This is a genomic window from Candidatus Pantoea edessiphila, from assembly GCF_002933355.1.
Taxonomy (GTDB): domain Bacteria; phylum Pseudomonadota; class Gammaproteobacteria; order Enterobacterales; family Enterobacteriaceae; genus Pantoea_C; species Pantoea_C edessiphila.
In genome coordinates, this window is the sequence record NZ_PDKU01000001.1 from 108,043 (window position 1) to 132,923 (window position 24,881).

The window sequence follows — 24,881 nt, forward strand, 5'->3', positions numbered from 1 at the left end:
TTATGCATAATAAAAAAATATCTGTTAAGACAATTCATACTGATAAATCACTGATACTAAGTGATGAAGAATATCATGCTATTATAAAAGAAAAAAAATATTATGAAACTAGCCGCTCTGTATGTATTGAAGCACTAAAAATAGTGCAACAAAAAAGAGGATGGATATGTGATAGCGCAATTGAGTCTATAGCTGCAATACTAAATCTTCCATCTAGTGAAGTAGAAGGAGTTGCTACGTTTTATAGTCAAATATTTAGAAAGCCAGTTGGTCGAAATATAATTCGTTACTGTGATAGTGTAGTTTGCTATATTAATGGTTATAAAGATATTCAATTAAAGTTAGAACAAAATTTAAATATTAAACCTGGTCAAACTACTTTAGATAAATGTTTCACTTTATTACCTGTTTGTTGTTTAGGAAACTGTGATAAAGGACCAACTATTATGATAAATGAAGAAACTTATATTAAGTTAAAACCAGAAGATATTGATGTTTTATTGGAACGATATCAATGAACACAAAAAAAGTTATTTATACTTCTGAAACACATCCCTTAACTTGGCGCTTACGTAAAGATAGGGAACCGGTATGGATTAATGAATACTGTAATAAAAATGGATATTTAGCTGCTAAAAATACTATAAAAAACATGACGTCAGAGGATATAATATCCTTAATTAAGGAATCTGGTTTAAAGGGACGAGGAGGAGCTGGTTTTCCTACTGGTCTAAAATGGAGTTTAATGCCAAAAGATGAGTTAATGAATATACGCTATTTAATATGTAATGCTGATGAAATGGAACCTGGTACTTATAAGGACCGTTTACTTATGGAACAAATTCCTCATCAATTGATAGAAGGTATGATTATTGCTGCTTTTGCATTAAAAGCATATCGAGGTTATATTTTTTTGCGTTTTGAATACATTGAAGCAGCAGCTAATTTACGCCGTGCAATTATTGAAGCAAATGAAGTAAATTTTTTAGGAAAAAATATTTTTTATACTGATTTTAGTTTTGAATTAATAGTTCATACAGGTGCAGGTCGTTATATTTGTGGTGAGGAAACGGCTTTAATTAACTCATTAGAAGGAAAACGTGCTAATCCCAGATCTAAACCACCTTTTCCAGCAAACGTAGGTGTTTGGGGTAAACCAACTTGTGTTAATAATGTTGAAACATTGTCAAATATACCAGCAATTTTATTAAATGGTGTTAAGTGGTATAGAAATATTTCTAAAAGTGAAGATACTGGTACTAAAATAATGGGATTTTCTGGAAGACTTAAAAATCCTGGTCTTTGGGAGCTACCTTTCGGTATTACAGCTGGAGAAATACTTGAAGACTATGCAGGAGGCATGCAAGATGGTTTAAATTGTAAGGCTTGGCAACCTGGTGGTGCTAGTACAGATTTTTTAACTGAAAGACATCTATATTTACCTATGGAGTTTTCTAGTATAAGTAAAGCTGGTAGTCGCTTAGGAACTGCTATAGCGATGGTTGTGGATGATAAAATTAATATGGTTTCTTTATTAATTAATATTGAAAAATTTTTTGCTAGAGAATCTTGTGGTTGGTGTACACCGTGTCGAGAAGGTTTGCCATGGATTGTAAAAGTTTTAATAGCTATAGAAAATAAACAAGGTCAACCAGGAGACATAGAAATGTTACAACAGATGTGTCATCAACTAAGCGTTGGTAAAACCTTTTGTGCACATGCTCCAGGTGCTATAGAACCGTTACAAAGTGCAATAAAATACTTTCGTGAAGAATTTGAAGAAGGAATCTCATTACAATCTTTTAGTAACGTTAAATCTATTATTGGTATTTAATATAATATTTTATATAAATAAATATCTTTTCAATGTTTTTTAAACAAAAATATTATGAATAATTATTCTAATAATCTTTATGGAAGAACGTCACTATGGCTATAATCCATGTAGACGGTAAAAAATATAATGTTAAAGAAACAGACAACTTATTACAAGCTTGTTTATCTGTTGGTCTTAACATTCCTTATTTTTGTTGGCATCCTGCTCTTGGAAGTGTTGGTGCTTGTCGTCAATGTGCTATAAAACAATTCCAAAATACTGATGATAAAATTGGCCGAGTTGTAATGTCTTGTATGACTCCAGCTTGTGATGGAAGTATCATTTCAATTGATGATATTGAAGTAAAACAATTTCGCAAAGATATCATCGAATTATTGATGATTAATCATCCGCATGATTGCCCTGTTTGTCAAGAAGGTGGAAATTGTCATCTACAAGATATGACAGTCATGACTGGTCATAAATTACGCCGTTATCGCTTTAAAAAACGTACTTATAATAATCAAAATTTAAGTCCTTTTATGTTTCATGAAATGAATCGATGTATTACTTGTTATCGTTGCATACGTTATTACAACGATTATGCTGACGGAAAATGCTTAGGAGTTTATGGAGCTAATAGTAATATTTATTTTGGTTGTGTAGAAGGTAAAGTTCTTGAAAATGAATTTTCTGGTAATTTAATTGAAGTATGTCCAACTGGTGTGTTTACAGATAAAATTAGTTCACAAAATTACAATCGTAAATGGGATATACAATTTGCACCGAGTATATGTCAACAATGTAGTATTGGTTGTAATATTAGCGTTGGAGAGCGTTATGGTAAATTATGTAGAATTGATAATCGTTACCATGGTTCTATAAATCATTATTTTATTTGTGATCTTGGACGTTTTGGATACGATTATATAAATCGTAAAGATCGACCTTACCAACCTAAATACTTAAGAGAAAACAATTGGATTACACTTGATTTAGAACAAGCAATTAATATAAGTGCTGATCTTATAAAAAAAGCTAATAGAGTCATTGGTATTGGTTCTTCACGTGCTAGTATTGAAAGTAATTTTGCATTGAAAAAATTAGTGGGTTCTGAAAATTTTTCTACTGGTGTTTTAGATATTGAACAAGTATGTGTTGAAACAGTGGTAAAGATATTACGTGATGGAGGTATTCATACTCCTTCTCTACGCGAAATTGAAAGTTATGATGCTATATTGGTATTGGGAGAAGATATTACTCAAGTAGGTGCAAGACTTGCTCTTTCTATACGTCAAGCAGTTAAAGGTAAAGTTAGAAGCTTAGCTAAAGATTATAAAATACCTGATTGGCATATGGCAGCAGTTTTTAATATTGGTCAAAACAGTAAATATCCTTTATTTTTAACTAATATAAAAAGAACAAAACTTGACGATATTGCAGATTGGAGCTATTACGCATCTATTGAAGACCAAGCGCGTTTTGGATTTGCTGTTGCTAATGCGTTAAATTCAAATGCTCCATCAGTTGATCATTTAGAAATAAATTTACAAAATAAAATATATAAGGTAGTAAAAGCGTTAATAAACGCAAAAAAACCGTTAATTATTTCTGGTACTCATTCGGGTAATACGGCAATAATAGAAGCTGCTGCTAATATAGCCAAAGCTTTAAAGTGTAGAGGTAGTGAAGTTGGAATAACATTATTAGTTAGTAACGTGAATAGTATTGGTCTTCAATTATTAGGCGGAAATACTTTAGATAAGGCTTTGGAACAATTTAATCATAATAAAGCTAATTTATTAATTGTGATGGAAAATGATTTATATCGTTATGCACCAAAATTATTGTTAGAAACTGTACTTGCAAACCCTAGTAATGTTATTGTTGTTGATCATCAAAATACTCTTACAGTAAAAAAAGCTGGATTAGTACTTTCTACAGCTAGTTATGCTGAGAGTAGTGGAACTGTAATTAATAATGAAGGTAGAGCACAGCGTTTTTTTCAAGTTTATAATCCATCTTATTATTATGATGATGATAAAATCATAATTCCCACAAGTTGGAATTGGTTGCATTCTATACATAGTAAAATTCAAAATAAAGATAAAACCTGGACAAACTTAGATGATGTAATTGATTCAATAACTACTGAATTACCTCATTTGAATAAAATTAAAAATGCAGCACCTGATTCTAATTTTCGTATTCAAGGGCAAAAAATAGCAAGAATTCCATGCCGTGCTAGTGGACGTACAGCAACAAGAGCCCATATAAGTATTCACGAACCGCGTCAACCTCAAGACTTAGATACTATGTTTACTTTTTCCATGGAAGGAAATAATCAATTAAAAACATCAAGTTCTCAAATTCCTTTTGCTTGGTCTCCTGGTTGGAATTCTGCTCAAGCTTGGAATAAATTTCAAGATAAAATATGGGGAAATTTGCTTAACGGTAATCCTGGTATACGTCTATTTAATAATGATAATAGTAAAAAGATTCGTTGGTTTAATATCATACCTGATTCATTTATTACTGATAGTTTACGGTTGACCCCTACTTATCAACTTATATTAAGCCAGGAAATGTCTCAGCGTTCTTCAATTTTTAATAAGATTCAAGTACAACCTATGCTTATTTTTAGTCAAAAAGATGCTATTAAACTAGGTTTCCATCAAGGTATAACTGTTGAATTTATTTGTATAAATGAAACATGGCGTTTCCCAATCAAAATTTCTTCTACTTTGCCATCTGGTTTAGTAGGATTGCCTTTAGGTATGCCTGGAATACCCTTATTTTTAATAAACAAGAAAATTTCTAATTTAAGGAAAATAGAGTGATGGTTTTTTCAACTAATATTTCTGTTATACTATTTTCTGTTATTAAAGCTACTATCATTTTTTTTATGGTGCTGGTTTATGGTGCATCTATGAGTTTTTATGAACGCCGAGTATTGGGTCTATTTCAGAATCGTTATGGGCCTAATAGGGTTGGTTGGGGTGGTTCGCTACAATTGTTTGCAGACATGATCAAAATTTTTTTTAAGGAAGATTGGATTCCAGTTTTTTGTGATCGACTATTTTTTATATTAGCACCAATTATTACTTTTGCGTCTATGCTGCTAACTTTTGTTATAGTTCCTATTTCACCTGATTGGGTAGTTATTAACTTAAACATTGGTGTTTTATTTTTTTTAATGATGGCCGGATTATCAGTTTATGGAATTTTATTTGCAGGATGGTCAAGTAACAATAAATATTCTTTACTTGGATCAGTAAGATCTTGTGCACAAATATTAAGTTATGAAGTATTTCTTGGTTTATCAATTATGGGTGTAATTATACAGTCAGGTTCCTTTAATATAAATGATATAGTTAACAATCAAAAAAATATTTGGAATATTATTCCTCAATTTTTTGGTTTTTTAACTTTCTTTATTGCTGGTACTGCAGTTTGTCACCGTCATCCTTTTGATCAACCAGAATCTGAACAAGAATTAGCTGATGGTTATCATATTGAATATTCTGGTATGAAATTTGGCCTATTTTTTATTGGTGAATATATATCAATGACTACTATTTCAGCTATGATAATTACTTTGTTTTTTGGTGGTTGGCAAGGTCCATACTTGTTACCTTGCTTATGGTTCATAATTAAAACTATGATTTGTACAACTATATTCATTTTGATTCGCGCATCCTTACCACGTCCAAGGTATGATCAAATATTATCATTTGGTTGGAAGCTGTGTTTACCTTTAACTTTAATAAATTTATTGGCAACTGGTGCATTAGTTCTTTATACACGGTAATATAGAAGAAGGATAATAATAAATGACTTTTAGAAATATTATCGTTGGCTTAGGAACGATAATACGAAGTATATTTATGACAGCCATGAATGCGTTTGCAAAACGAGAAACACAGATGTATCCTGAAGAAAAAGTATATTTACCACCTCGTTATAGAGGAAGAATAGTATTAACTCGTGATCCTGATGGTAAAGAAAGATGTGTTGCATGTAATTTATGTTCAGTTGCATGTCCTGTCGGTTGTATTGCGTTAAAAAAGAATGAAACTTCAGATGGTAGATGGTATCCAGAATTTTTTAGAATTAATTTTTCAAGATGTATTTTCTGTGGCTTATGTGAAGAAGCCTGTCCAACAACTGCAATTCAATTAATACCTGATTTTGAGTTAAGTGAATTTAAACGTCAAGATTTAGTATATGAAAAAGATGATCTCCTCATTTCTGGTCCTGGTAAATATCCAGAGTATAATTTTTATAGAATGACAGGTATATCAATAAAGGGAAAAAGTAAAGGTGAAGCTGAAAATGAGGAAATTCCAATTGATATTAAAAATTTATTACCTTAATAACGGGGGTAATAGGTAATGGAGCAATTAATATTTTACTTTTTTAGCATTTTAGCAGTTACAACTACTTTGTGTGCTGTTTTTCATACGAATCCAATATATATGCTATTATATTTAATCACTTCATTGTTGTCAATTTCCTGTATTTATTTTTTAATAGGAGCCTATTTTATTGGTGCTTTAGAAGTGATTATTTATGCTGGTGCAATTATGGTTTTATTCGTTTTTGTTGTAATGATGTTAAATTTAGGTAAAATTACTGAACAAAAAGAACGTAAATGGTTAAAATCTTCTAAATGGATCATTCCAACTGTTGTATCTGTTTTATTATTATCTGTATTTATATTTTTTATAATCATAACTGACGATAAAATGATCGTTAGAAAAGTGTTTAATGCAAAAGAAATTGGTATTAGTTTGTTTAATCACTATATGTTAGTGGTGGAATTAGTATCAATATTACTCTTAGCTAGTTTGATAGTTTCATTACATATTGGAAGAAAAGAATATAAATTGTTTAATAAGTAATTTTTAGATTAAAAAATCACAAGGAGTCTTCATGATTAATTTACAACATGGATTAATCCTTGCCATAATACTATTTATAATTGGATTAACTTCCCTAATAATACGTCGTAATCTGTTATTTACTTTAGTTGGATTAGAGATAATGATTAATGCTGCAGCATTAGCATTAGTATGTGTTGGTAGTTCTTGGGGACAAGTTGATGGTCAAATAATGTATATAATGGCTGTCAGTCTTGCTGCTTCTGAAGCCAGTATTGGTTTAGCTTTATTAATACAACTTCATCGATATAAATCTTTAAATATTGATTCTATGAGTGAGATGCACGGATGAATCTTATTTATTTAACTATACTTTTTCCGCTATTAGGTTTTTTATTATTATCTTTCTCTTGTGGATATTGGTCAGATAAAACATCAGCATTGATTGGTGTAGGTTCTATAGGCTTATCAAGTATAGTAACTATATTAATAGGGTATAGTTTTTTTATTAACAATCAAATTCCATATACACAAGTATTGTGGAATTGGATACATATCAATAATTTTAATGTTAGTATTAAGTTTATTTTAGATGGTTTATCTTTAATAATGTTATGCATAGTTAGTATGATAGGATTCTTAATACATTTGTTTTCATCTTGGTATATGCAAGGAAAAGAAGGTTTTTCACGTTTTTTTGCATATACTAATTTATTTATAGCTAGCATGATTGTATTAGTGTTAGCTGACAATTTGATACTAATGTTTCTTGGGTGGGAATGTGTTGGATTTTGTTCTTACTTACTTATTGGTTTTTATTATAGTAGTGAAAAAAATTGCATGGCTGCCATAAAAGCTTTCGTTACTACTAGAATTGGAGATGTATTTCTTATTATTGCATTATTTATGATATATAACGAATTAGGTACTTTAAATTTTAGTGATATATCAAACATAGCAAAATTAAGTTTAATTCATAATAATTATACTATTTCATTAATTACGTTAATGTTGTTAGCAGGTGCTGTAGGAAAATCTGCACAATTACCTCTACAAACATGGCTACCTGATGCTATGGCTGGGCCAACTCCAGTTTCAGCTTTAATTCATGCTGCTACTATGGTTACTGCGGGAGTGTATTTAATAGCACGTATCCATTGCTTATTTCTATTGACACCAAAAATACTATATTTGATCAGTATTATAGGTGTTATTACTCTTACAATAGCAAGTTGTTCTGCTATAGTACAAACTGATGTTAAACGTATTCTTGCATATTCTACTATGAGTCAAATTGGTTATATGTTTGTAGCTTTAGGTTCAAAAGCTTGGGATGTTGCTGTTTTTCATTTGATGACTCATGCATTTTTTAAAGCTTTATTATTTTTATCTTCAGGTGCTCTTATTTTAGAATGTAATCATGAACGTAATATTTTTAAAATGGGTGGATTAAAGAAAAACCTTCCCTTTTTGTATGTTTGTTTTTTAGTAGGAGGCTCTTCCTTAGCTTCTATTCCATTAATTACTTCAGGATTTTATAGTAAAGAAAAGATTATTTTTAGCTCACTATCTAATGATGACATTATTATAATGTTAGTTTGTTTATGCGGTACTTTATTAACCGCTATATATACATTTCGTATGATTTTTAATATATTTCATGGTGAAGAAAAAATAATAATAAAGAAAAAATACACAGGTATTAACTACTATATACCTTTAATTACACTTTTATTATTATCAACTTTTATTGGTGCATTAATAAAACCATCATTAGAAAATATATATCCTAAACACAATTTTCATGAAACTAGTAAATGGACATTAGAAATCATTTCTAGTATATTAATTGTTGTTGGTATTTTAATGTCTAGGATCTTGTTTTTGAAAAAAATTAATATTAATAATAGCACTTATGGCAAGTTTCTTCATGCTTTGTGGTATCAAGCATGGGGATTTGATTGGATATATAGCAAATTATTTATTAAACCATATATTTCAATTGCAAGTATTTTAAAAAACGATCCTTTAAAAAATTTATTTGATTTTCCAATACTATTATTACGTCTTGTTAATAAAGTTTTACTAATTAGTGAAAGTGGATATTTGAGATGGTATATCTTATCCATAAGCATAAGTACTTTGGCATTAATTACTATAATTTTAATAAAAATTATATAATAACATGTTGGTAGAAAATACTTTAATAAAAAATTATTTATAAAGGAATATACGCTGTGTTACTACTTTGGCTTATTATAATTCCTTTTATTGGTGGAATTATATGTTGCTTGACTAGTTTTGTTAATGTAAAAATACCTCGCTTAATTGCTATAGTATCTGTAGTGTTTATTTTATTGATTTCTTTAAAAATTTGGATAAATGGATATTATTCTATGGTTGGTGCTTCTAGTATTCCTAGATGGCAGTTAATTTTTTGCGTACCGTGGATTTCAAGGTTTGGTATTAGTTTTAATTTAGCATTAGATGGTCTCTCTTTATCGATGTTGATATTAACTGGTTTTTTAGGTTTGATAGCAATTCTTTCTTCATGGAATGAAATAGAAAAACATCAAGGATTTTTTTATTTAAATTTAATGTGTGTTTTAGGTGGTATTATTGGAGTTTTCCTTTCTATTGATATGTTTTTATTTTTCTTTTTTTGGGAAATAATGCTTATTCCAATGTGTTTTCTTATTTCATTATGGGGATATAAAGGATCTAATATAAAAACCAGAGTTGATGCAGCTACTAAGTTTTTTATATATACTCAAATTTCCGGTTTAATTATGTTATTGGCTATTTTTGGGTTAGTATTTATATACTATGAATCAACAGGGGTATGGACATTTAATTATGAAAATTTATTACATACTCCAATGTCTCATAATATTGAATACATAATAATGCTAGGGTTTTTCATAGCATTTGTAATCAAACTACCAGTAGTCCCTTTTCATAATTGGTTAATAGATACTCATAGCCAAACACCAATTTGTGGTTCTGTAGATCTAATAGGTATTTTAATAAAAACATCTGTTTATGGATTGATGCGTTTTTGTTTACCCTTATTTCCACATGTATCGCATGAATTTATACCAATTCAGATGTGTTTAGGCCTTATTAATATTTTTTACGGAGCTTGGATGGCATTTTCACAGACAGATATGAAACGTTTGATTGCTTATAGTTCAGTTTCACATATGGGTTTCATATTAATTGCGCTTGGTACTAACAGTGAATTAGCACTTCAGGGTATAGTAATTCAAATGCTAGCACATAGTATTTCAACTGCTGCATTATTTATTTTATGTGGTCAATTATATCAACGTCTCTATACCCGTGATATAGATAAAATGGGTGATTTATGGTCTAAAATAAATTGGATTCCCGGTTTTTCAATGTTTTTTATAGCAGCTAACTTAGGTTTGCCAGGTACTGGAAATTTTATAGGTGAATTTTTAATTCTCATGGGCAGTTTTAAAACAATGCCTATTATTATTATTATTGCAACTTTTGGATTAGTATTTTCTTCCATTTATTCATTAATAATGATCTATTATGTTTATCATGGGACTTCAAAATCTAATATCAATTTATCACGAATCTCATTACGTGAATTTATAATTATTGGAATATTAGTTATCGCTCTAATATTCTTAGGTTTATATCCACAACCTATCTTAGATCTTTCATATAGTTCAATAACTAATATTCAAAAATATTTAATTGTTTAAGTCCTAATAACAAGGCTAAAATATATCATGATAACATTGCCTAATCAATTAATAGCATCGTTTCCATTAATAATTATTGGATTTACAATATTGATTGTATTGATTTCCATATCTGTTAAAAGAAATCATTTTTTTATCGCCTTGGTTACATCTATTAATTTAGGATTTTCATTATTATCGCTTTATTTTGTAAACAAAGTTTCTGAAATCAAAATAATGTCTTTACTATATATAGATAATTATTCTATTTTTTATATAGCATTGATAATTATATCAAGTTTATCAACTTGTATTTTTGCTTATATTTGGTTAAGTAAATTTTTAGATCATAAAGAAGAATTTTACTTATTAATATTAATTTCAAGTTTAGGTGGTATTATCTTATCTAGTACTAATAATTTCGTAACTTTATTTTTAGGTATAGAATTATTATCTTTGCCTTTATTTGGTTTAATTGGTTATAATTTTTATAAAAAAATTTCTTTAGAAGCATCTATAAAATATACCATTTTATCAACGGTAGCTTCTTCTTTTTTGCTATTTGGTATTGCTTTAGTTTACTCTGAATCTGGAAGTTTAAACTATATAGTAATAGGTAAAAGATTCACTTCTGATTTGCTAATATACAAACCACTATTTTTAGTTGGTTTTTGTATGATTATTACAAGCCTTGGATTTAAATTGTCTTTAGTACCCTTTCATCTCTGGACACCAGATGTTTATCAAGGAGCACCTACTTCAATTTCCTGTTTCTTATCTACAGTTAGTAAAATGTCTATATTTAGTACTATTACAAAGTTATTTATTTATATTCCTATTACAAATAGCATAATTATTGCAAATATCTTAATTATCATAGCTTTTATGTCAATAATTTTCGGTAATATTATGGCTGTGTTTCAAACAAACATAAAGAGATTATTAGGTTATTCATCAATTTCTCATATTGGATATTTATTAATATCATTAATTACCATAAAGCAAAATCAGTTATCTTTAGAAAGTTCTGGAATTTATATGATTGGGTATTTATTCAGTAATTTAGGAATATTTGGGATAATTATTTTAATTTCAAAAATTTATGATAAGGATGATAGTGATATAGATGATAATTTTATGAACTATTACCGTGGTTTATTTTGGTATGATCCTTATTTATGTTTGGTTATGACTATAATGTTATTATCATTAGCAGGAATTCCAATTACTTTAGGATTTATTGGAAAATTTTATATTATTTCAATAAGCATAATGACACATTTATGGTGGTTAGTAGGAGGAATATTAATTAGTAGCATAATAGGTGTTTATTATTATTTAAGGATAATCCTTAATCTCTATATGATTCCTTTGAAAACAAATCAAAAGATTATATCTAATGATTGTTGTTTAAAACCAATAAAAATAACATTATTTTTATATTCAACTTTGACTATTATGTTAGGTATTTACCCTCAACCTTTGATAGATTTAATCCTGTCCATACATCCCAGGATGTATTATTAATATTGATTAAATAAGTTAATTGATTACTAGTTTCATAACACTGTGATAATTTTATTTTCATTAAATTTCGAATAGTATTTTGTAATATGTTTTTATAAATTTTAAAATAATAGCAATTAGTATAAATCAAATGTTAAATTGCATTTGAATTTACTTATTAAAACTACTAATATATTATATTAAATTAATATTATAATCTTACTATAATAATTTAATATCAAATTTTGTTATTGATATAACAATTAAAGTTTGAGTTTAGTATGTAGTTAGCAGTGCTTAAAATTTTTACCGAGGACGGAAAAATGTTAAAAAAAACTATATCTTCTGAAGGTACTGTAATTGATGATTTAGCACTAATGACTGATACGCTAGAAGAAGTCTTAAAATCATCCGGTGATTTATCTGATCAAAAATATATTGATTTAAAAAAGAAAGCAGAAAAAATTTTACAAAATGTCACATCACGAACGAATAAAACATCTAATGATTACTATTATAAAGTAAAAAAAACCGCTTATTGTATAGATGACTATTTACATGAAAAACCATGGCATGGTGTAGGCATAGGTGTTTTTATAGGATTCTTAGCTGGTTTATTATTAATAAACCGATAATCTTATTCTTTAGAATAAACGGTGAGTTCATATACTCGCCGTTTATTTTGATATTTGTTTAGTTAATTAATTGTAATGCATTATTGTATTATATGGCAATATACAATATATTTTAATGGTCAATAATAATTTATTAAAATATGATTAGATAAATAATTTAGAGCAGTAATAGTAATTATCACTTTTATTTGATATTATCGGAATTTACAATAAATTTAATATAATGCTAGAAAAACAATTTAAACAGTAGATCAGGGGATAGTTAGCTCAATGAATGGTGATACAAAAGAAATTATACCCATTAATATTGAAGAAGAACTAAAAAATTCATATCTCGATTATGCTATGTCAGTTATTATTGGTAGAGCTTTACCAGATGTTCGAGATGGTTTAAAACCAGTGCATCGTCGTATACTTTTTGCTATGAAAGAATTAGGTAATGATTGGAATAAACCTTATAAAAAATCTGCTCGAGTAGTTGGTGATGTTATAGGTAAATATCACCCGCATGGTGATTCTGCTGTTTATGATGCTATAGTAAGAATGGCACAACCTTTTTCTTTACGTTATATGTTAGTAGATGGTCAAGGTAACTTTGGTTCTATAGATGGTGATTCTGCAGCTGCAATGCGCTATACTGAAGTAAGGATGTCAAAAATTGCTCATGAAATGTTAGTGGATTTAGAAAAATCAACTGTTAATTTTGTTAAAAATTATGATGATACTAATACTATTCCTGAAGTCCTTCCAACTAAAATTCCTAATTTATTAATTAACGGTTCATCTGGTATTGCTGTTGGTATGGCAACTAATATTCCCCCTCATAATATTCGAGAAGTCATAAATGCTTGTTTAGTTTATATAGATAATGAAAGTATTTCTGTTAAAGATTTAATGCATTATATTCCCGGACCAGATTTTCCAACTGCAGCTATCATTAATGGCCAAAAGGGGATTGAACAGGCTTATAGTACTGGTCGTGGTAAAATTTATATTAGAGCTAGAAGCAAAATTGAATTGGATATAAAAACTGGTCGTGAGATAATAATAATTTATGAACTTCCTTATCAAACAAACAAATCTCATTTGATAGAAAAAATTGCTGAATTAATAAAAGAAAAACGTATTGAAGGAGTTAGTATATTACGTGATGAATCAGACAAAGATGGTTTACGTATAGTACTAGAGGTAAAACGTAATTCATCTGCTGAAATAGTACTAAATAATCTTTATTCATTAACTCAATTACAAACTTCATTCAGTATTAATATGGTAGCCCTTCATCAGGGTAAACCTAAAACAATGAATTTAAAAGACATTTTAAAATCATTTATATATCATCGTAAAGAAATTATTACCCGTCGTACGATATTTGAGCTAAATAAAGCTAAAAATCGCATTCATGTTCTTGAGGGACTGCTGGTTGCAATATTTCACTTAGATTCTGTTATTAATTTAATTAGAACAGCAAATACACCTATAGAGGCTAAATCTAATTTAATTAACACAATTTGGCATTTTAATAATATCAAACCATTTTTTAATAAACGAGATGAAAATGATACTTTATCTAACTTAGTAGAAAAATTATTTGATAAAAATGCTAAACAATACAAATTATCAGAAAAACAAACTCAAGCCATCTTAGATTTACGTTTACAAAAACTTACTAGTCTCGAATATAGTAAGTTAATGTATGAATATAATGATTTACTTAATCAAGTTACTCAGTTAACGAATATTTTACAACAATCCATGACTTTAGTAGAAGTGCTTCGGGAAGAACTACGTTTAGTGCGTGATCAATTTAGTGATATACGCCGTACAGAAATTATGACTAATAGTGTTAACATTAATACAGAAGATTTAATAATTTCAGAAGATGTTGTTGTTACTTTATCACATCATGGTTATGTAAAATATCAACCGTTAAGAGATTATGAAGCTCAACGTCGTGGAGGTAAGGGAAAATCAGCAGCTCGTATTAAAGAAGAAGATTTTATTTATCGTCTATTAGTAGCTAATACTCATGATATTATTTTATGTTTTTCCAGTAAAGGAAGACTATATTGGATGAAAGTATTTCAACTACCAGAATCTAGCCGTATATCACAAGGTCGACCAATAGTAAATTTACTTCCTTTAGAAAAGGATGAACGTATAACTGCAATTCTTCCGGTTCGTGAATATACTGAGGGTTTTAATGTATTTATGGCAACAGCTAGTGGCATTGTCAAAAAAACTCCTATAAAAGAATTTAGTCGTCCAAGAGGTACTGGTATAATTGCCATTAATTTACAAGAAGAAGATGAATTAATTGGTGTTGCTTTAACTAGCGGTTGTGATGAAGTGATGTTATTTTCTGCATTAGGTAAAGTAGTTAAATTTTCAGAAGTATCTGTACGTACTATGGGACGAGCTGCTTCAGGCGTAAGAGGTATTAAATTAACAAATAATGATCGTGTTGTTTCTCTAATTATACCTAGTAAGGAAGGATCTATTCTGACTGTGACACAAAATGGTTATGGTAAAAGAACTGCAAACAATGAATACCCAACTAGATCACGTGCAACAAAAGGAGTAATTTCTATTAAAGTAACAAACAGAAATGGTTTAGTAGTAAGTGCTATTCAAGTAGTTAATAATGATCAAATTATGATGATAACTGATGCAGGTACGTTAGTTCGTATAAGAGTATCTGAAGTTAATATTATAAGCCGTAATACACAAGGAGTAATATTACTTCGAACTGCAGAAAATGAAACAGTAGTTGGTGTTCAACGAGTAGCTGAACCAGCAGAAGATGATGTTATTAAATAGAAAACATAGGTTAAAATACATCATGAATTTTATTTTCCATAAAATTTGGTTCCTATACGAATAATATCTCTACCTTTAGAAAGACGATATTTATTAGAATCCCGAAGTGAATAAATACATCCACAATATTCTTGTTGATAAAAATTCTCACGTTTACTAATTTCGATCATTCTTGTAGAACCTCCATTTTTCCTCCAATTATATTCCCAATAGACAATATTTTTATAATTCATTACTGCACGCTTACCACATTCATTTATTTGATTTATATCTTTCCAACGTGAAATTCCAAGTGAACTAGATATGACATCAAAATTATTTTCAAAAGCGTATAAAGCTGTTCTTTCAAAACGCATATCAAAACATATTTTACAACGTATACCACGTTCAGGTTCTTTTTCTAAACCTTTGACTCGTATGAACCAATTGTCTTTATCATAGTCTAAATCAATGAATGGTATATTATATTTATAGGCAAAAGTTTTGTTTTCTTTTTTGCGAATTAAATACTCACGTTGTGGATGTATATTAGGGTTATAAAATAAAACAGTATAAGGAATACTAGAAGCAATTAATGCTTCCATTATTTCTCCTGAACATGGTGCACAACAGGAATGAAGTAATAGTTTGCTAGTATTCTGCGGTAAGGTTAATTGAGTACGTTTATATTTTGAATTCATCTCTATATCTTTATATTATTTAATAAAATGTATTTATTATAATACTTCTAGTAAATTGCTAAAATATTATTTGTTATATATTTTTGCAGTTTATATTTGTATGATTATTTACGTAAATTATTATAATTTTAACAATAGCATTATAATAATTTATATAACATCCTGCATTTTGAGTTTTATACTAATGAATTTTTCAGTTGAAACTTATTTAACGTAATAAATACAATCATTATATTACTAGATGTTTTATCTATAACTGAATTTTAAAATTATCAAAAAATAAACTATTTTCAGTAGATATTTTCAGTATGTTTATATATATTTTTAATACTATTTTCATATAATTTTCAATTGAAAAAATAGATAATGTAGATTATCTATTTTTTATTATACATAAAAAACCGAATCAGTAATTATTACTATTTAATATAAAATATTGTAGATCATTATAAATGAAACATTTACATATTAATAGAATCAAGATCAAAAATAAATATTTTCATGAAAAATCATGTCAAATTATCCTAATATTTTACTATTTGTGATTCAAGATCAAAATAAGGAACATATAACAAAAAATGGAATGGTCTATAGAAAAAATCATCTATGCATCAAGGTGGTTACTCTTTCCCGTTTATATTGGATTGTCTTTTGGCTTTATTTTACTTACTTTAAAATTTTTTCAACGTATAATTTACTTGATTCCAATATTATTCACTATATCTGAATCTGGGTTGATATTAATTGTTTTATCTTTAATAGATATTGCTTTGGTAGGTGGATTATTAGTAATGGTAATGTTTTCAGGTTATGATAATTTTATCGTAAAAATGACTGTTAATGATCAACATCAGAAATTAAGTTGGATGGGGAAAATGGATGTCAATTCTATAAAGAATAAAGTCGCTTCTTCAATCGTTGCTATCTCCTCTGTACATCTTTTAAGGGTATTCATGGAAGTAGAAAAAGTAACTGATAATAAGATAATGTGGTGCGTTATTATTCACTTGGCTTTCGTTCTTTCCGCATTTGGAATGGCTTATATTGATAGAATGAGTAAAATATTAAAAAAGTAATTATTTTATTAATATGATATAACCTATACCATTGCAATTATGTTATATGATTCATTAAACAAAACATAATCAATTTAATTTTAATTAATGAAAAACAAAAATTTTAATATTACTTGTGAAGTATATATTATTTAAAAACTGATCTTTTAATTTTTTAACACAATTTTTCAATCCTTATGTTCGGCACGAGAGGATTTGAACCTCTGACCACTGACACCCCATGCCAGTACGCTACCAGTCTGCGCTACGTGCCGAATTGTGAAATATAATATTTATTATAAATTAACATAATAGGATATTACTGAATTAAACTACCATAAAATCTATATGAGTTATTTTTGGCTTATAAGGGTGTCTTTGAATCTCTTGAATTTTAACTTGTTTTTCCATGTCATTCACAATGATTTTAATTGTTTCTTGATAGAATTTAATATTGATTTGTAAATTCATAATATAGTTGTGATCTAAAGATATGGGAATATTGCATCCACAAGTATCATAAATGATGGCTGGAAAAAAGTTTTTAGCTCTTAATCTTCTACTAGCTCCTTTTCCTGTATCTTTCCTTTCTATTGCATTGATAGTAATCATACTGATTCCTTTACAACTAAAATAATTATCAATCATTAAAAATGATTATTATTTTTATATAAAAAAACAAAAACCTATGATTTATTTTTTAATAAATTGTCTATTTGTGATATTTCAATACGACTATACAATTTTCTATATGAATTTATTTTATGATTGAGTAATGGCTTCTGGATCAGATTAAAATTCAATTTACTATTGAGAAATAATTCTGCACGATCACTTAGAGCAGGCATAATAGGTTTCAACCAAGTTATTATTATGCGAAATAAATTTATACCCATTGAACATATTTCATGTAAGTGATTATAAGAGCTTTTATCCTTTACCAACCTCCAAGGTGATTTTTTATCTATATATAGGTTAGCTATATCAGCCATTGAAATAATCCTCTGTGTTGCTAAATTAAACTCACAATTTAAAAAATAGTTTTCTATTTCATCAGAAGTTTTAAGAAAATTTTGATATAATTCCAGATCATCTAATTTATTTGCAAGTTTATTATCAAAATATTTATTAATAAAACTAGAAGTTCTAGACGCAATATTTATTATCTTGTTAACAATATCGTTATTAACTCGGTTAATGAAATCTCGTAAATTCAAATTGATGTCTTCAATATTAGAAGAAATTTTCGTTGAGTAATAATAACGTAAACTATCAGAATCTAAGTATTGTAACCATTGTCTAGCAGTAATAAAATTACCTTTTGACTTAGATATTTTATTATTATTAACCATAACATATCCATGTACAAATATTTTACTTGGTTTCCTAAAATCACTTGCTTCAAGTATTGCTGGCCAAAATAAGCTATGAAAATATACTATATCTTTTCCAATAAAATGATATAATTTCGTTTGAGAATTTTTTTCCCAAAATTCTTTGAAATTAATATTGGTACGCTTTTTACACAAATTTTTAAAAGAACTAATATAGCCAATTGGTGCATCTAACCAAACATAAAAATACTTATCACAATAGTTTGGAATTTTAAAACCAAAATAAGGAGCATCACGAGAAATATCCCATTGTTTTAATCCTATTTTGAACCATTCTTGTATTTTGTTTGATATTTGACTTTGTAATACTCCAGATTGTGTCCAAACTTTTAACATTTCAGTAAAATGAGGTAAATCAAAGAACAGATGTTCTGATTTTTTAAGTTCTGGTACTGTATTTGATAATATAGATTTAGGTTCTATTAAATCTATACTATTATAAATAGAACCACAAATTTCGCAACTATCACCATATTGATTAGATGCTTTACATTTAGGACATGTACCTTTTATAAAACGGTCAGGTAAAAACATATTTTTTGTACTATCAAATAACTGAGTAATTATATGTTTTTTAATTAAACCATTTTTCTTAAGTCTATTATATATAAATTCAACCAATTTTCTATTTTCATCACTATGAGTTGAGTGATAATTATCGAAACTAATATTAAAACCTGCGAAGTCAATTTCATGTCTATTTTTAATTTGAGTAATCATTTTATCTGGAGAAATACCTGTTTGTTGAGATTTAATCATAATAGGAGTACCATGAGTATCATCAGCACAAATGAAGTATACTGTATTGCCAAGCATTCTTTGATAACGTACCCAAATATCTGCTTGTATATGCTCAAGCAAGTGCCCTACATGAATGTCTCCATTAGCATATGGTAAAGCACATGTAACTAATAATTTTTTAACTGACTGATTCATAATGTAATATATTTAAAGATTTCAAATGAAATTTAATATTTATTTAATAATTAGTATTTTCTTTAAGGAACTGTATAGAAGATCAATTAATCAACTTAATTAAGTATTATTCATACTGCATACTAACTAATATTTTATTAATCGATTGTTTTAGATGTTTTAAATATAAATACAGAATTAATTTAATTAAAATATATTTCACAATGCTATCAAAAATTTTAATTTAAATCAAATTTTATGGAGAATAAAGTATGTCTATTATTAATACTAAAGTAAAACCATTTAAAAATATTGCATTTAAAAAAAATGAATTTATCGAAGTTACAGAACAAAATTTAGAAGGTAAGTGGAATGTTTTTATTTTCTATCCTGCTGATTTTACATTTGTTTGTCCTACTGAATTAGGAGATATAGCTGACCATTATATTGAATTTCAAACACTTGGAGTTGATGTGTATTCAGTCTCTACTGATACTCATTTCTCTCATAAAGCTTGGAATTCTTTATCCGATACTATATCAAAAATTAATTATGCAATGATTGGTGATCCCACCGGTATTTTAACTCGTAATTTTGATATGATGCAAGAAGATACAGGCACAGCGAACCGTGGTACATTTATTATAGACCCAAAAAATATTATTCAATATATTGAAATAAATCCTAATGGTATTGGTCGTAATGCAATTGAGTTATTAAATAAAATTGAGGCTATTCAATATATTTATAATAATCCAGGAAAAGTTTGTCCTGCCAAATGGAAAAAAGGTGATGATAGTATAACTGTTTCTATAGATTTAGTTGGTAAAATTTAATTTATAATTGTCTTTTATATAATATACCAGTACTCGATATTGAGAAATTGAGTATTGGTATATTTAAAATTATTATGACATAATACATTAATTAATCTATATTATGGTATTAATCATGGTATTATGATTAGAAAAATATTGATTAATTTATAAATAATATAAACTATAGAGTTGATTTCATGAGATTATGTGATCGAGATATTGAATCTTGGTTAGAATGTGGTAATTTAACCATAATACCACGTCCTCCTGCTAACCGTATAACTGGTGCTACAGTAGACTTAAGATTAGGTAACCAATTTAGAATTTTTAATGATCATGCAAACGCATATATAGATTTGAGTGGATCTGAATGTACAGTGCGTAAATCATTAAATCAAGTAATGAGTAATGAAATTAATTTAATGGATAATGAATTGTTTTTTCTTCATCCTGGTAATTTAGTCTTAGCAGTAACATTAGAGTCTATAATTATGCCAGATAATCTAGTAGGTTGGTTAGATGGAAGATCTTCATTAGCTCGTCTTGGATTAATGGTTCATGCAACTGCTCATCGTATTGATCCTGGTTGGGAAGGTCATATTGTTTTAGAATTTTACAATTTTGGCAAAATACCGTTAGCATTGCGTCCAGGTATGACTATCTGTGCTCTTAGTTTTGAAATACTTTCTAATTCAGCATTAAAACCATATAATATTCGCAAAAATTCAAAATACTATCGTCAAAAAGGAGCAGAAAAAAGTAAAATCAATGAAGATTTAAAATAAATAATGATTCATTAAACATATTATTTTTAAGCTGCTATAATTATGATGTAGTTAATATAAAATAAATATTTTACGTAGATATTTATATAGAGTTATTATTTATATTGCGTTTCTTTAAATTATTAACAATCATATTAAAATCGATGCCTTGATCTTGTAATAATATCAATAAATGATAAATCAGATCAGATGCTTCATTAATCAGTTCTTGATGATTATTTGTTACAGCTGCTAATGCACATTCAACTGCTTCTTCCCCAACTTTTTGTGCAATGCGTTTAGTTCCACTAGCATAAAGTTTGGAAGTATAAGAATTATAAACATGATATTTTTTGCGTTCAGCTAATAATTTTTCTAATCTATAAAAAAATGACCAATTAGATTCTGAAATACAAAAACAGCTATAATTTCCTAAATGACAAGTTGGACCAACTGGATTTACTAAAATTAATAATGTATCTTTATCACAATCTATTGTGATATCAATTAATTTTAATAAATTTCCTGATGTTTCTCCTTTAGTCCATAAACAATTTTTAGTGCGAGAAAAAAAAGTTATAATACCTTGTTCTAAACTTTTTTTTAATGCTTGTTGATTCATATAACCATGCATTAACACTTGACTTGATATATAATCCTGAATGATAGTTGGTATCATACCTTGTGTTTTTTCCCAATTTAAACAGGAAATTTCTTTTGCATTTATCACTTACGAATCTCCACACCATGATCTATTAAAAATTTTTTCAATTTACGTATGTTAATAATTTTATTATGGAACACTGACGCAGCTAAAGCTCCATCTACATTTTGATTAAACGCATCTAAAAAATGATACATTTCTCCAGCTCCTCCTGAAGCAATTAAAGGTACTTTACATATATTTCTTACTTCTCGCAATTGCACTAAATCATATCCATTACGCATGCCATCTTGATTCATCATATTTAGTACTATTTCTCCTGCCCCCATATTTTGAACTTGTTTAACCCATTCAATTGTTTCCCATTGAGTGATAACCATACGAGATACATCACCTGTATACTGATAAACCAAGTATTTATTTTGAGTTTTATCAAACCAAGTATCGATTCCTACAACGATGCATTGTACTCCAAAACGATCTGCTAATTGTGTTATTAATGAAGGATTTAATAAAGCTGGTGAATTTATAGAAATTTTATCAGCGCCGGATTGAAGGATATTAGAAGCCTTTTCCAAATTATTAATACCACCTGCTACGCAAAAAGGAATATCGATTAATTTTGCAACACGAGAAACCCAACTTTTATCAACTACTTTTGAATTAACGGATGCATTAATATCATAAAATACTAATTCATCTGCTCCTTCTTCAGAATAGTATTTCGCTAATGATAAAATATCACCAACAATTTTATGATTGCGAAATTTAATACCTTTGACAACTCGATTATCATGAACATCTAGACAAGGAATTATTCTTTTTGCCAACATTTAATTGCCTCTAGAAGAGTAAATTTATTTTCAAGTAATGCACGTCCAACAATTATAGATTGAACTCCTATATTCCGTAATGATATTATATCATTTAATGAACTGATACCTCCTGAAGATTGAAATATAATTTTTGGAAATTTTTCTATCATTTCCTTATATAAATTAATATTAGGTCCAAGTAAAGTTCCATCTCTATAGATATCTGTACACAATACATATCTTAGTCCTACTGATTGAAAATTCTTTATTATTTCTTCTATTGTTGTATTAGAAGTATTTTGCCAACCATCGATTGCAACTTTTTTTGAATAATTAACATCAATACGTATATCAATTGCTAATACAATATGTTGAGATCCAAATTCAATGAACCATTTTTTTACTTCTTCATGATTTTTTACTGCCATTGATCCTATAACTACACGATTTGCACCAGAATCAAGTAACATTTTGACATCATTTTTAGTTCGAATACCACCTCCAATCTGAATGCAAACATCAATATTTTTTAATAAATTTTTCAATAAATGAATTTGACGTTTATTAGGGTTTTTTGTTCCATTTAAATCAATTAAATGGATTAATTTAGCTCCTTCCTCAGTATATTTTTTTATATGTAGGAAAGGATCTATGTCATAATTTAATTTTTTATTATAAGATCCTTGATATAATCTAACTACATTACCATCCATTAGGTCTAAAGCTGGAATAATCATTACATCTCCAAAAAATTTTTTAATAACTGCGATCCTACTTTATTAGAACGTTCAGGATGAAACTGTACTCCAAAAAAATTATTTTTCTGTAAAATAGCTGTAAAAGGTTTACCATAACAAAACTGAGATATAGTATTACTATTTACTGGCATAGCATAGCTATGCATGAAATAAAAATAGCTTTCATTATCAATTTTTTTAAATAAGTCATTATTAGATAGAAATTTAATTCTATTCCATCCTGTATGTGGTAACGGTAAATGAGTGTTTATTAAAGAAGTTGATTCATTAACAATACCTAAAGTATTTATACCACCATTTTCATCACTACTAGATCCTAGTATTTGCATCCCAAGACATATACCTAACATTGGTTTTTTAAAGCATTTAATTAAGTCAACTAAATTATTTTGATATAAATTATTCATAACTGTTTTTGCTGTACCAACTCCAGGTAAAATTAGTTTATCAGCACATAATATAGTATCATCATCACAGCTAATATCAGGAGAATATCCTATACGTTTTATAGCCCACTTTACTGATAATATATTAGAACAACCAGTATCCAAGATAACAATTTTCATTATAAAATCCCTTTAGAACTTGGAAGAATGTTTCCGTCTAAACGAATAGCCTGTCTTAAAGTCCGTCCAAAAACTTTAAATAAGCTTTCTGCCATATGATGATCATTTTTTCCTTTAGTTTTTAAATGAATAGTACTCATCATTCCATAGGAAATAGAGCTAAAAAAATGCTGTATCATTTGCGTACTTAAATCACCCACATGTTGATGATTAAATTTAGCTTTAATATTAATGTAGGGACGTCCTGATATATCTAATATACATTTTGACAAACATTCATCCATTGGAAGGATAAAACCATATCTTCCTATACCAATTTTATCACCTAGTGCTTTTAATAATGCTTGTCCTAAGACTATACCTGTGTCTTCAACAGTATGATGATCATCAATATAAAGATCTCCTTTAACATTAACATTCATACAAAAACCACCTTGTATTGAAATTTGTTCTAACATGTGATCAAAAAAACCTATACCAGTATGTATACTACTCTGACCTTCAATATCTAACCAAATTTCAATTAATATTTTTGTCTCTTTTGTGTTGCGTTCTATTTTTGCATATCGTTTAAGGCTAATTAAATATTTTGTAATTTCATTCCAATATTTACCTTTCTTACCATATCTAATTGATTTGATACCCATATTATGCGCTAATTGAAGATCACTTGAACGATCACCAATAACATAACTATGATTTTTATCAATTATGTCATGCCTTAACCATTTTTCTACCATCTTAGTTTTAGGTTTTCGGCAACAACAATTATCTTCTTTTGTATGTGGACAAATCAATATGTCATCAAAAACAACTCCTTGTGATTTAAAAATTTGTATCATTAAGTTGTGAGGACCATCAAAATTAATTTTAGGAAAATTGATTGTTCCTAGACCATCTTGATTAGTAATCATCACAAGATTGTAACCATTAGTTTGTAAAGATAAAAGAGCAGAAATAACATTTGGTTCAAAATGTAGTTTACTTATATGATCTACTTGAAAATTTATTGCAGGTTCTGCAATGATAGTACCATCACGATCAATAAAAAGTGTTTTTTGATTCATATTTATTCC

General features: G+C 28.0%; 21 protein-coding genes, 1 tRNA gene and 2 pseudogenes. 15 read left to right on the forward strand and 9 right to left on the reverse strand.

The genetic code is table 11. The features are described from left to right. Window positions 1–2 precede the first annotated feature (2 nt). The 12 genes and pseudogenes from nuoE to gyrA form a co-directional block, all read left to right on the forward strand. A complete protein-coding gene (gene nuoE / locus CRV10_RS00575) occupies window positions 3–518 on the forward strand; it encodes an NADH-quinone oxidoreductase subunit NuoE (RefSeq protein WP_136129883.1) in 516 nt (171 codons plus the stop codon). Next, window positions 515–1,834 (forward strand): NADH-quinone oxidoreductase subunit NuoF, encoded by a 1,320-nt coding sequence (gene nuoF, locus CRV10_RS00580; protein ID WP_136129884.1) that lies wholly within the window; start codon window positions 515–517, stop codon window positions 1,832–1,834. Before nuoE ends, nuoF begins: the two co-directional genes overlap by 4 nt. 95 nt (window positions 1,835–1,929) lie before the next feature. After that, window positions 1,930–4,656 (forward strand): NADH-quinone oxidoreductase subunit NuoG, encoded by a 2,727-nt coding sequence (gene nuoG, locus CRV10_RS00585; protein WP_136129885.1) that lies wholly within the window; start codon window positions 1,930–1,932, stop codon window positions 4,654–4,656. Beyond that, window positions 4,656–5,627 carry an NADH-quinone oxidoreductase subunit NuoH gene (gene nuoH, locus CRV10_RS00590; RefSeq protein WP_422386878.1) on the forward strand — a complete coding sequence of 324 codons (972 nt, stop codon included), beginning with the start codon at window positions 4,656–4,658 and terminating at the stop codon, window positions 5,625–5,627. The genes nuoG and nuoH overlap by 1 nt, the downstream gene beginning before the upstream one ends. Window positions 5,628–5,649: 22 nt before the next feature. Beyond that, window positions 5,650–6,192: an NADH-quinone oxidoreductase subunit NuoI gene (nuoI, locus tag CRV10_RS00595; RefSeq protein ID WP_136129887.1), complete on the forward strand. Its 543-nt coding sequence runs from the start codon at window positions 5,650–5,652 to the stop codon at window positions 6,190–6,192. 18 nt (window positions 6,193–6,210) lie between these two features. Next, entirely contained in the window at window positions 6,211–6,720 is a 510-nt protein-coding gene (gene nuoJ, locus CRV10_RS00600; protein WP_136129888.1) for an NADH-quinone oxidoreductase subunit J, read from the forward strand. 31 nt (window positions 6,721–6,751) lie between these two features. Further along, entirely contained in the window at window positions 6,752–7,051 is a 300-nt protein-coding gene (gene nuoK / locus CRV10_RS00605) for an NADH-quinone oxidoreductase subunit NuoK (protein WP_136129889.1), read from the forward strand. Further along, a complete protein-coding gene (gene nuoL, locus CRV10_RS00610) occupies window positions 7,048–8,880 on the forward strand; it encodes an NADH-quinone oxidoreductase subunit L (protein ID WP_136129890.1) in 1,833 nt (610 codons plus the stop codon). The genes nuoK and nuoL overlap by 4 nt, the downstream gene beginning before the upstream one ends. Before the next feature lie 56 nt (window positions 8,881–8,936). Then, entirely contained in the window at window positions 8,937–10,436 is a 1,500-nt protein-coding gene (nuoM, locus tag CRV10_RS00615) for an NADH-quinone oxidoreductase subunit M (RefSeq protein WP_136129891.1), read from the forward strand. A gap of 27 nt (window positions 10,437–10,463) precedes the next feature. Beyond that, window positions 10,464–11,942: an NADH-quinone oxidoreductase subunit NuoN gene (gene nuoN / locus CRV10_RS00620; RefSeq protein ID WP_136129892.1), complete on the forward strand. Its 1,479-nt coding sequence runs from the start codon at window positions 10,464–10,466 to the stop codon at window positions 11,940–11,942. Window positions 11,943–12,244: 302 nt separating this feature from the next. Then, window positions 12,245–12,556 (forward strand): DUF883 family protein, encoded by a 312-nt coding sequence (locus CRV10_RS00625; protein ID WP_136129893.1) that lies wholly within the window; start codon window positions 12,245–12,247, stop codon window positions 12,554–12,556. 270 nt (window positions 12,557–12,826) lie between these two features. After that, window positions 12,827–15,364, forward strand: a pseudogene (gene gyrA, locus CRV10_RS00630) (DNA topoisomerase (ATP-hydrolyzing) subunit A); the annotation flags it as partial. Between the two features lie 41 nt (window positions 15,365–15,405). Here the strand turns inward: gyrA and CRV10_RS00635 are convergent. Beyond that, a complete protein-coding gene (locus CRV10_RS00635; RefSeq protein ID WP_136129895.1) occupies window positions 15,406–16,056 on the reverse strand; it encodes an epoxyqueuosine reductase QueH in 651 nt (216 codons plus the stop codon). Between the two features lie 578 nt (window positions 16,057–16,634). Here CRV10_RS00635 and CRV10_RS00640 point away from each other — a divergent pair. Then, window positions 16,635–17,132, forward strand: coding sequence for a TIGR00645 family protein (locus CRV10_RS00640; protein ID WP_136129896.1), 498 nt, complete (start codon window positions 16,635–16,637; stop codon window positions 17,130–17,132). A 180-nt stretch (window positions 17,133–17,312) separates the two neighbouring features. On the opposite strand, the gene CRV10_RS00645 is transcribed toward CRV10_RS00640, so the two are convergent. The 3 genes and pseudogenes from CRV10_RS00645 to metG form a co-directional block, all read right to left on the reverse strand. Then, window positions 17,313–17,386, reverse strand: a tRNA-Pro gene (locus CRV10_RS00645). 52 nt (window positions 17,387–17,438) lie between these two features. Beyond that, window positions 17,439–17,723, reverse strand: a complete 285-nt coding sequence (gene rplY, locus CRV10_RS00650; protein WP_136129897.1) for a 50S ribosomal protein L25 — start codon at window positions 17,721–17,723, stop codon at window positions 17,439–17,441. Window positions 17,724–17,809: 86 nt separating this feature from the next. Further along, window positions 17,810–19,441, reverse strand: a pseudogene (gene metG, locus CRV10_RS00655) (methionine--tRNA ligase); the annotation flags it as partial. 251 nt (window positions 19,442–19,692) lie between these two features. Between metG and ahpC the strand changes: the two are divergent. Together ahpC and dcd are read left to right on the forward strand one after the other, a co-directional pair. Beyond that, window positions 19,693–20,256 carry an alkyl hydroperoxide reductase subunit C gene (gene ahpC / locus CRV10_RS00660; RefSeq protein ID WP_136129899.1) on the forward strand — a complete coding sequence of 188 codons (564 nt, stop codon included), beginning with the start codon at window positions 19,693–19,695 and terminating at the stop codon, window positions 20,254–20,256. Window positions 20,257–20,435: 179 nt separating this feature from the next. Next, window positions 20,436–21,023, forward strand: coding sequence for a dCTP deaminase (dcd, locus tag CRV10_RS00665; RefSeq protein ID WP_136129900.1), 588 nt, complete (start codon window positions 20,436–20,438; stop codon window positions 21,021–21,023). Between the two features lie 82 nt (window positions 21,024–21,105). Here dcd and hisIE read toward each other — a convergent pair whose 3' ends face one another. Genes hisIE through hisB form a run of 5 tightly spaced genes read right to left on the reverse strand, consistent with a single transcriptional unit; the run spans window position 21,106 to window position 24,872 of the window. Continuing rightward, a complete protein-coding gene (gene hisIE / locus CRV10_RS00670) occupies window positions 21,106–21,732 on the reverse strand; it encodes a bifunctional phosphoribosyl-AMP cyclohydrolase/phosphoribosyl-ATP diphosphatase HisIE (RefSeq protein WP_136129901.1) in 627 nt (208 codons plus the stop codon). Beyond that, entirely contained in the window at window positions 21,729–22,499 is a 771-nt protein-coding gene (hisF, locus tag CRV10_RS00675) for an imidazole glycerol phosphate synthase subunit HisF (RefSeq protein WP_136129902.1), read from the reverse strand. Before hisF ends, hisIE begins: the two co-directional genes overlap by 4 nt. Then, the gene (hisA, locus tag CRV10_RS00680) at window positions 22,481–23,218 is read right to left on the reverse strand and encodes a 1-(5-phosphoribosyl)-5-[(5-phosphoribosylamino)methylideneamino]imidazole-4-carboxamide isomerase (protein ID WP_136129903.1); all 738 of its coding nucleotides are present in this window, start codon (window positions 23,216–23,218) and stop codon (window positions 22,481–22,483) included. The genes hisF and hisA overlap by 19 nt, the downstream gene beginning before the upstream one ends. Further along, window positions 23,218–23,805: an imidazole glycerol phosphate synthase subunit HisH gene (gene hisH / locus CRV10_RS00685; protein WP_136129904.1), complete on the reverse strand. Its 588-nt coding sequence runs from the start codon at window positions 23,803–23,805 to the stop codon at window positions 23,218–23,220. The genes hisA and hisH overlap by 1 nt, the downstream gene beginning before the upstream one ends. Continuing rightward, complete coding sequence (hisB, locus tag CRV10_RS00690) at window positions 23,805–24,872, reverse strand: bifunctional histidinol-phosphatase/imidazoleglycerol-phosphate dehydratase HisB (protein WP_136129905.1); 1,068 nt, start codon at window positions 24,870–24,872, stop codon at window positions 23,805–23,807. The genes hisH and hisB overlap by 1 nt, the downstream gene beginning before the upstream one ends. Window positions 24,873–24,881 lie beyond the last annotated feature (9 nt).

Coding starts and splice junctions, on each gene's coding strand:
- nuoE (WP_136129883.1), top strand. CDS start 3: ATGCATAATAAAAAAATATCTGTTAAGACAATTCATACTGATAAATCA.
- nuoF (WP_136129884.1), top strand. CDS start 515: ATGAACACAAAAAAAGTTATTTATACTTCTGAAACACATCCCTTAACT.
- nuoG (WP_136129885.1), top strand. CDS start 1,930: ATGGCTATAATCCATGTAGACGGTAAAAAATATAATGTTAAAGAAACA.
- nuoH (WP_422386878.1), top strand. CDS start 4,656: ATGGTTTTTTCAACTAATATTTCTGTTATACTATTTTCTGTTATTAAA.
- nuoI (WP_136129887.1), top strand. CDS start 5,650: ATGACTTTTAGAAATATTATCGTTGGCTTAGGAACGATAATACGAAGT.
- nuoJ (WP_136129888.1), top strand. CDS start 6,211: ATGGAGCAATTAATATTTTACTTTTTTAGCATTTTAGCAGTTACAACT.
- nuoK (WP_136129889.1), top strand. CDS start 6,752: ATGATTAATTTACAACATGGATTAATCCTTGCCATAATACTATTTATA.
- nuoL (WP_136129890.1), top strand. CDS start 7,048: ATGAATCTTATTTATTTAACTATACTTTTTCCGCTATTAGGTTTTTTA.
- nuoN (WP_136129892.1), top strand. CDS start 10,464: ATGATAACATTGCCTAATCAATTAATAGCATCGTTTCCATTAATAATT.
- CRV10_RS00625 (WP_136129893.1), top strand. CDS start 12,245: ATGTTAAAAAAAACTATATCTTCTGAAGGTACTGTAATTGATGATTTA.
- CRV10_RS00635 (WP_136129895.1), bottom strand. CDS start 16,056: ATGAATTCAAAATATAAACGTACTCAATTAACCTTACCGCAGAATACT.
- CRV10_RS00640 (WP_136129896.1), top strand. CDS start 16,635: ATGGAATGGTCTATAGAAAAAATCATCTATGCATCAAGGTGGTTACTC.
- rplY (WP_136129897.1), bottom strand. CDS start 17,723: ATGATTACTATCAATGCAATAGAAAGGAAAGATACAGGAAAAGGAGCT.
- ahpC (WP_136129899.1), top strand. CDS start 19,693: ATGTCTATTATTAATACTAAAGTAAAACCATTTAAAAATATTGCATTT.
- dcd (WP_136129900.1), top strand. CDS start 20,436: ATGAGATTATGTGATCGAGATATTGAATCTTGGTTAGAATGTGGTAAT.
- hisF (WP_136129902.1), bottom strand. CDS start 22,499: ATGTTGGCAAAAAGAATAATTCCTTGTCTAGATGTTCATGATAATCGA.
- hisA (WP_136129903.1), bottom strand. CDS start 23,218: ATGATTATTCCAGCTTTAGACCTAATGGATGGTAATGTAGTTAGATTA.
- hisH (WP_136129904.1), bottom strand. CDS start 23,805: ATGAAAATTGTTATCTTGGATACTGGTTGTTCTAATATATTATCAGTA.
- hisB (WP_136129905.1), bottom strand. CDS start 24,872: ATGAATCAAAAAACACTTTTTATTGATCGTGATGGTACTATCATTGCA.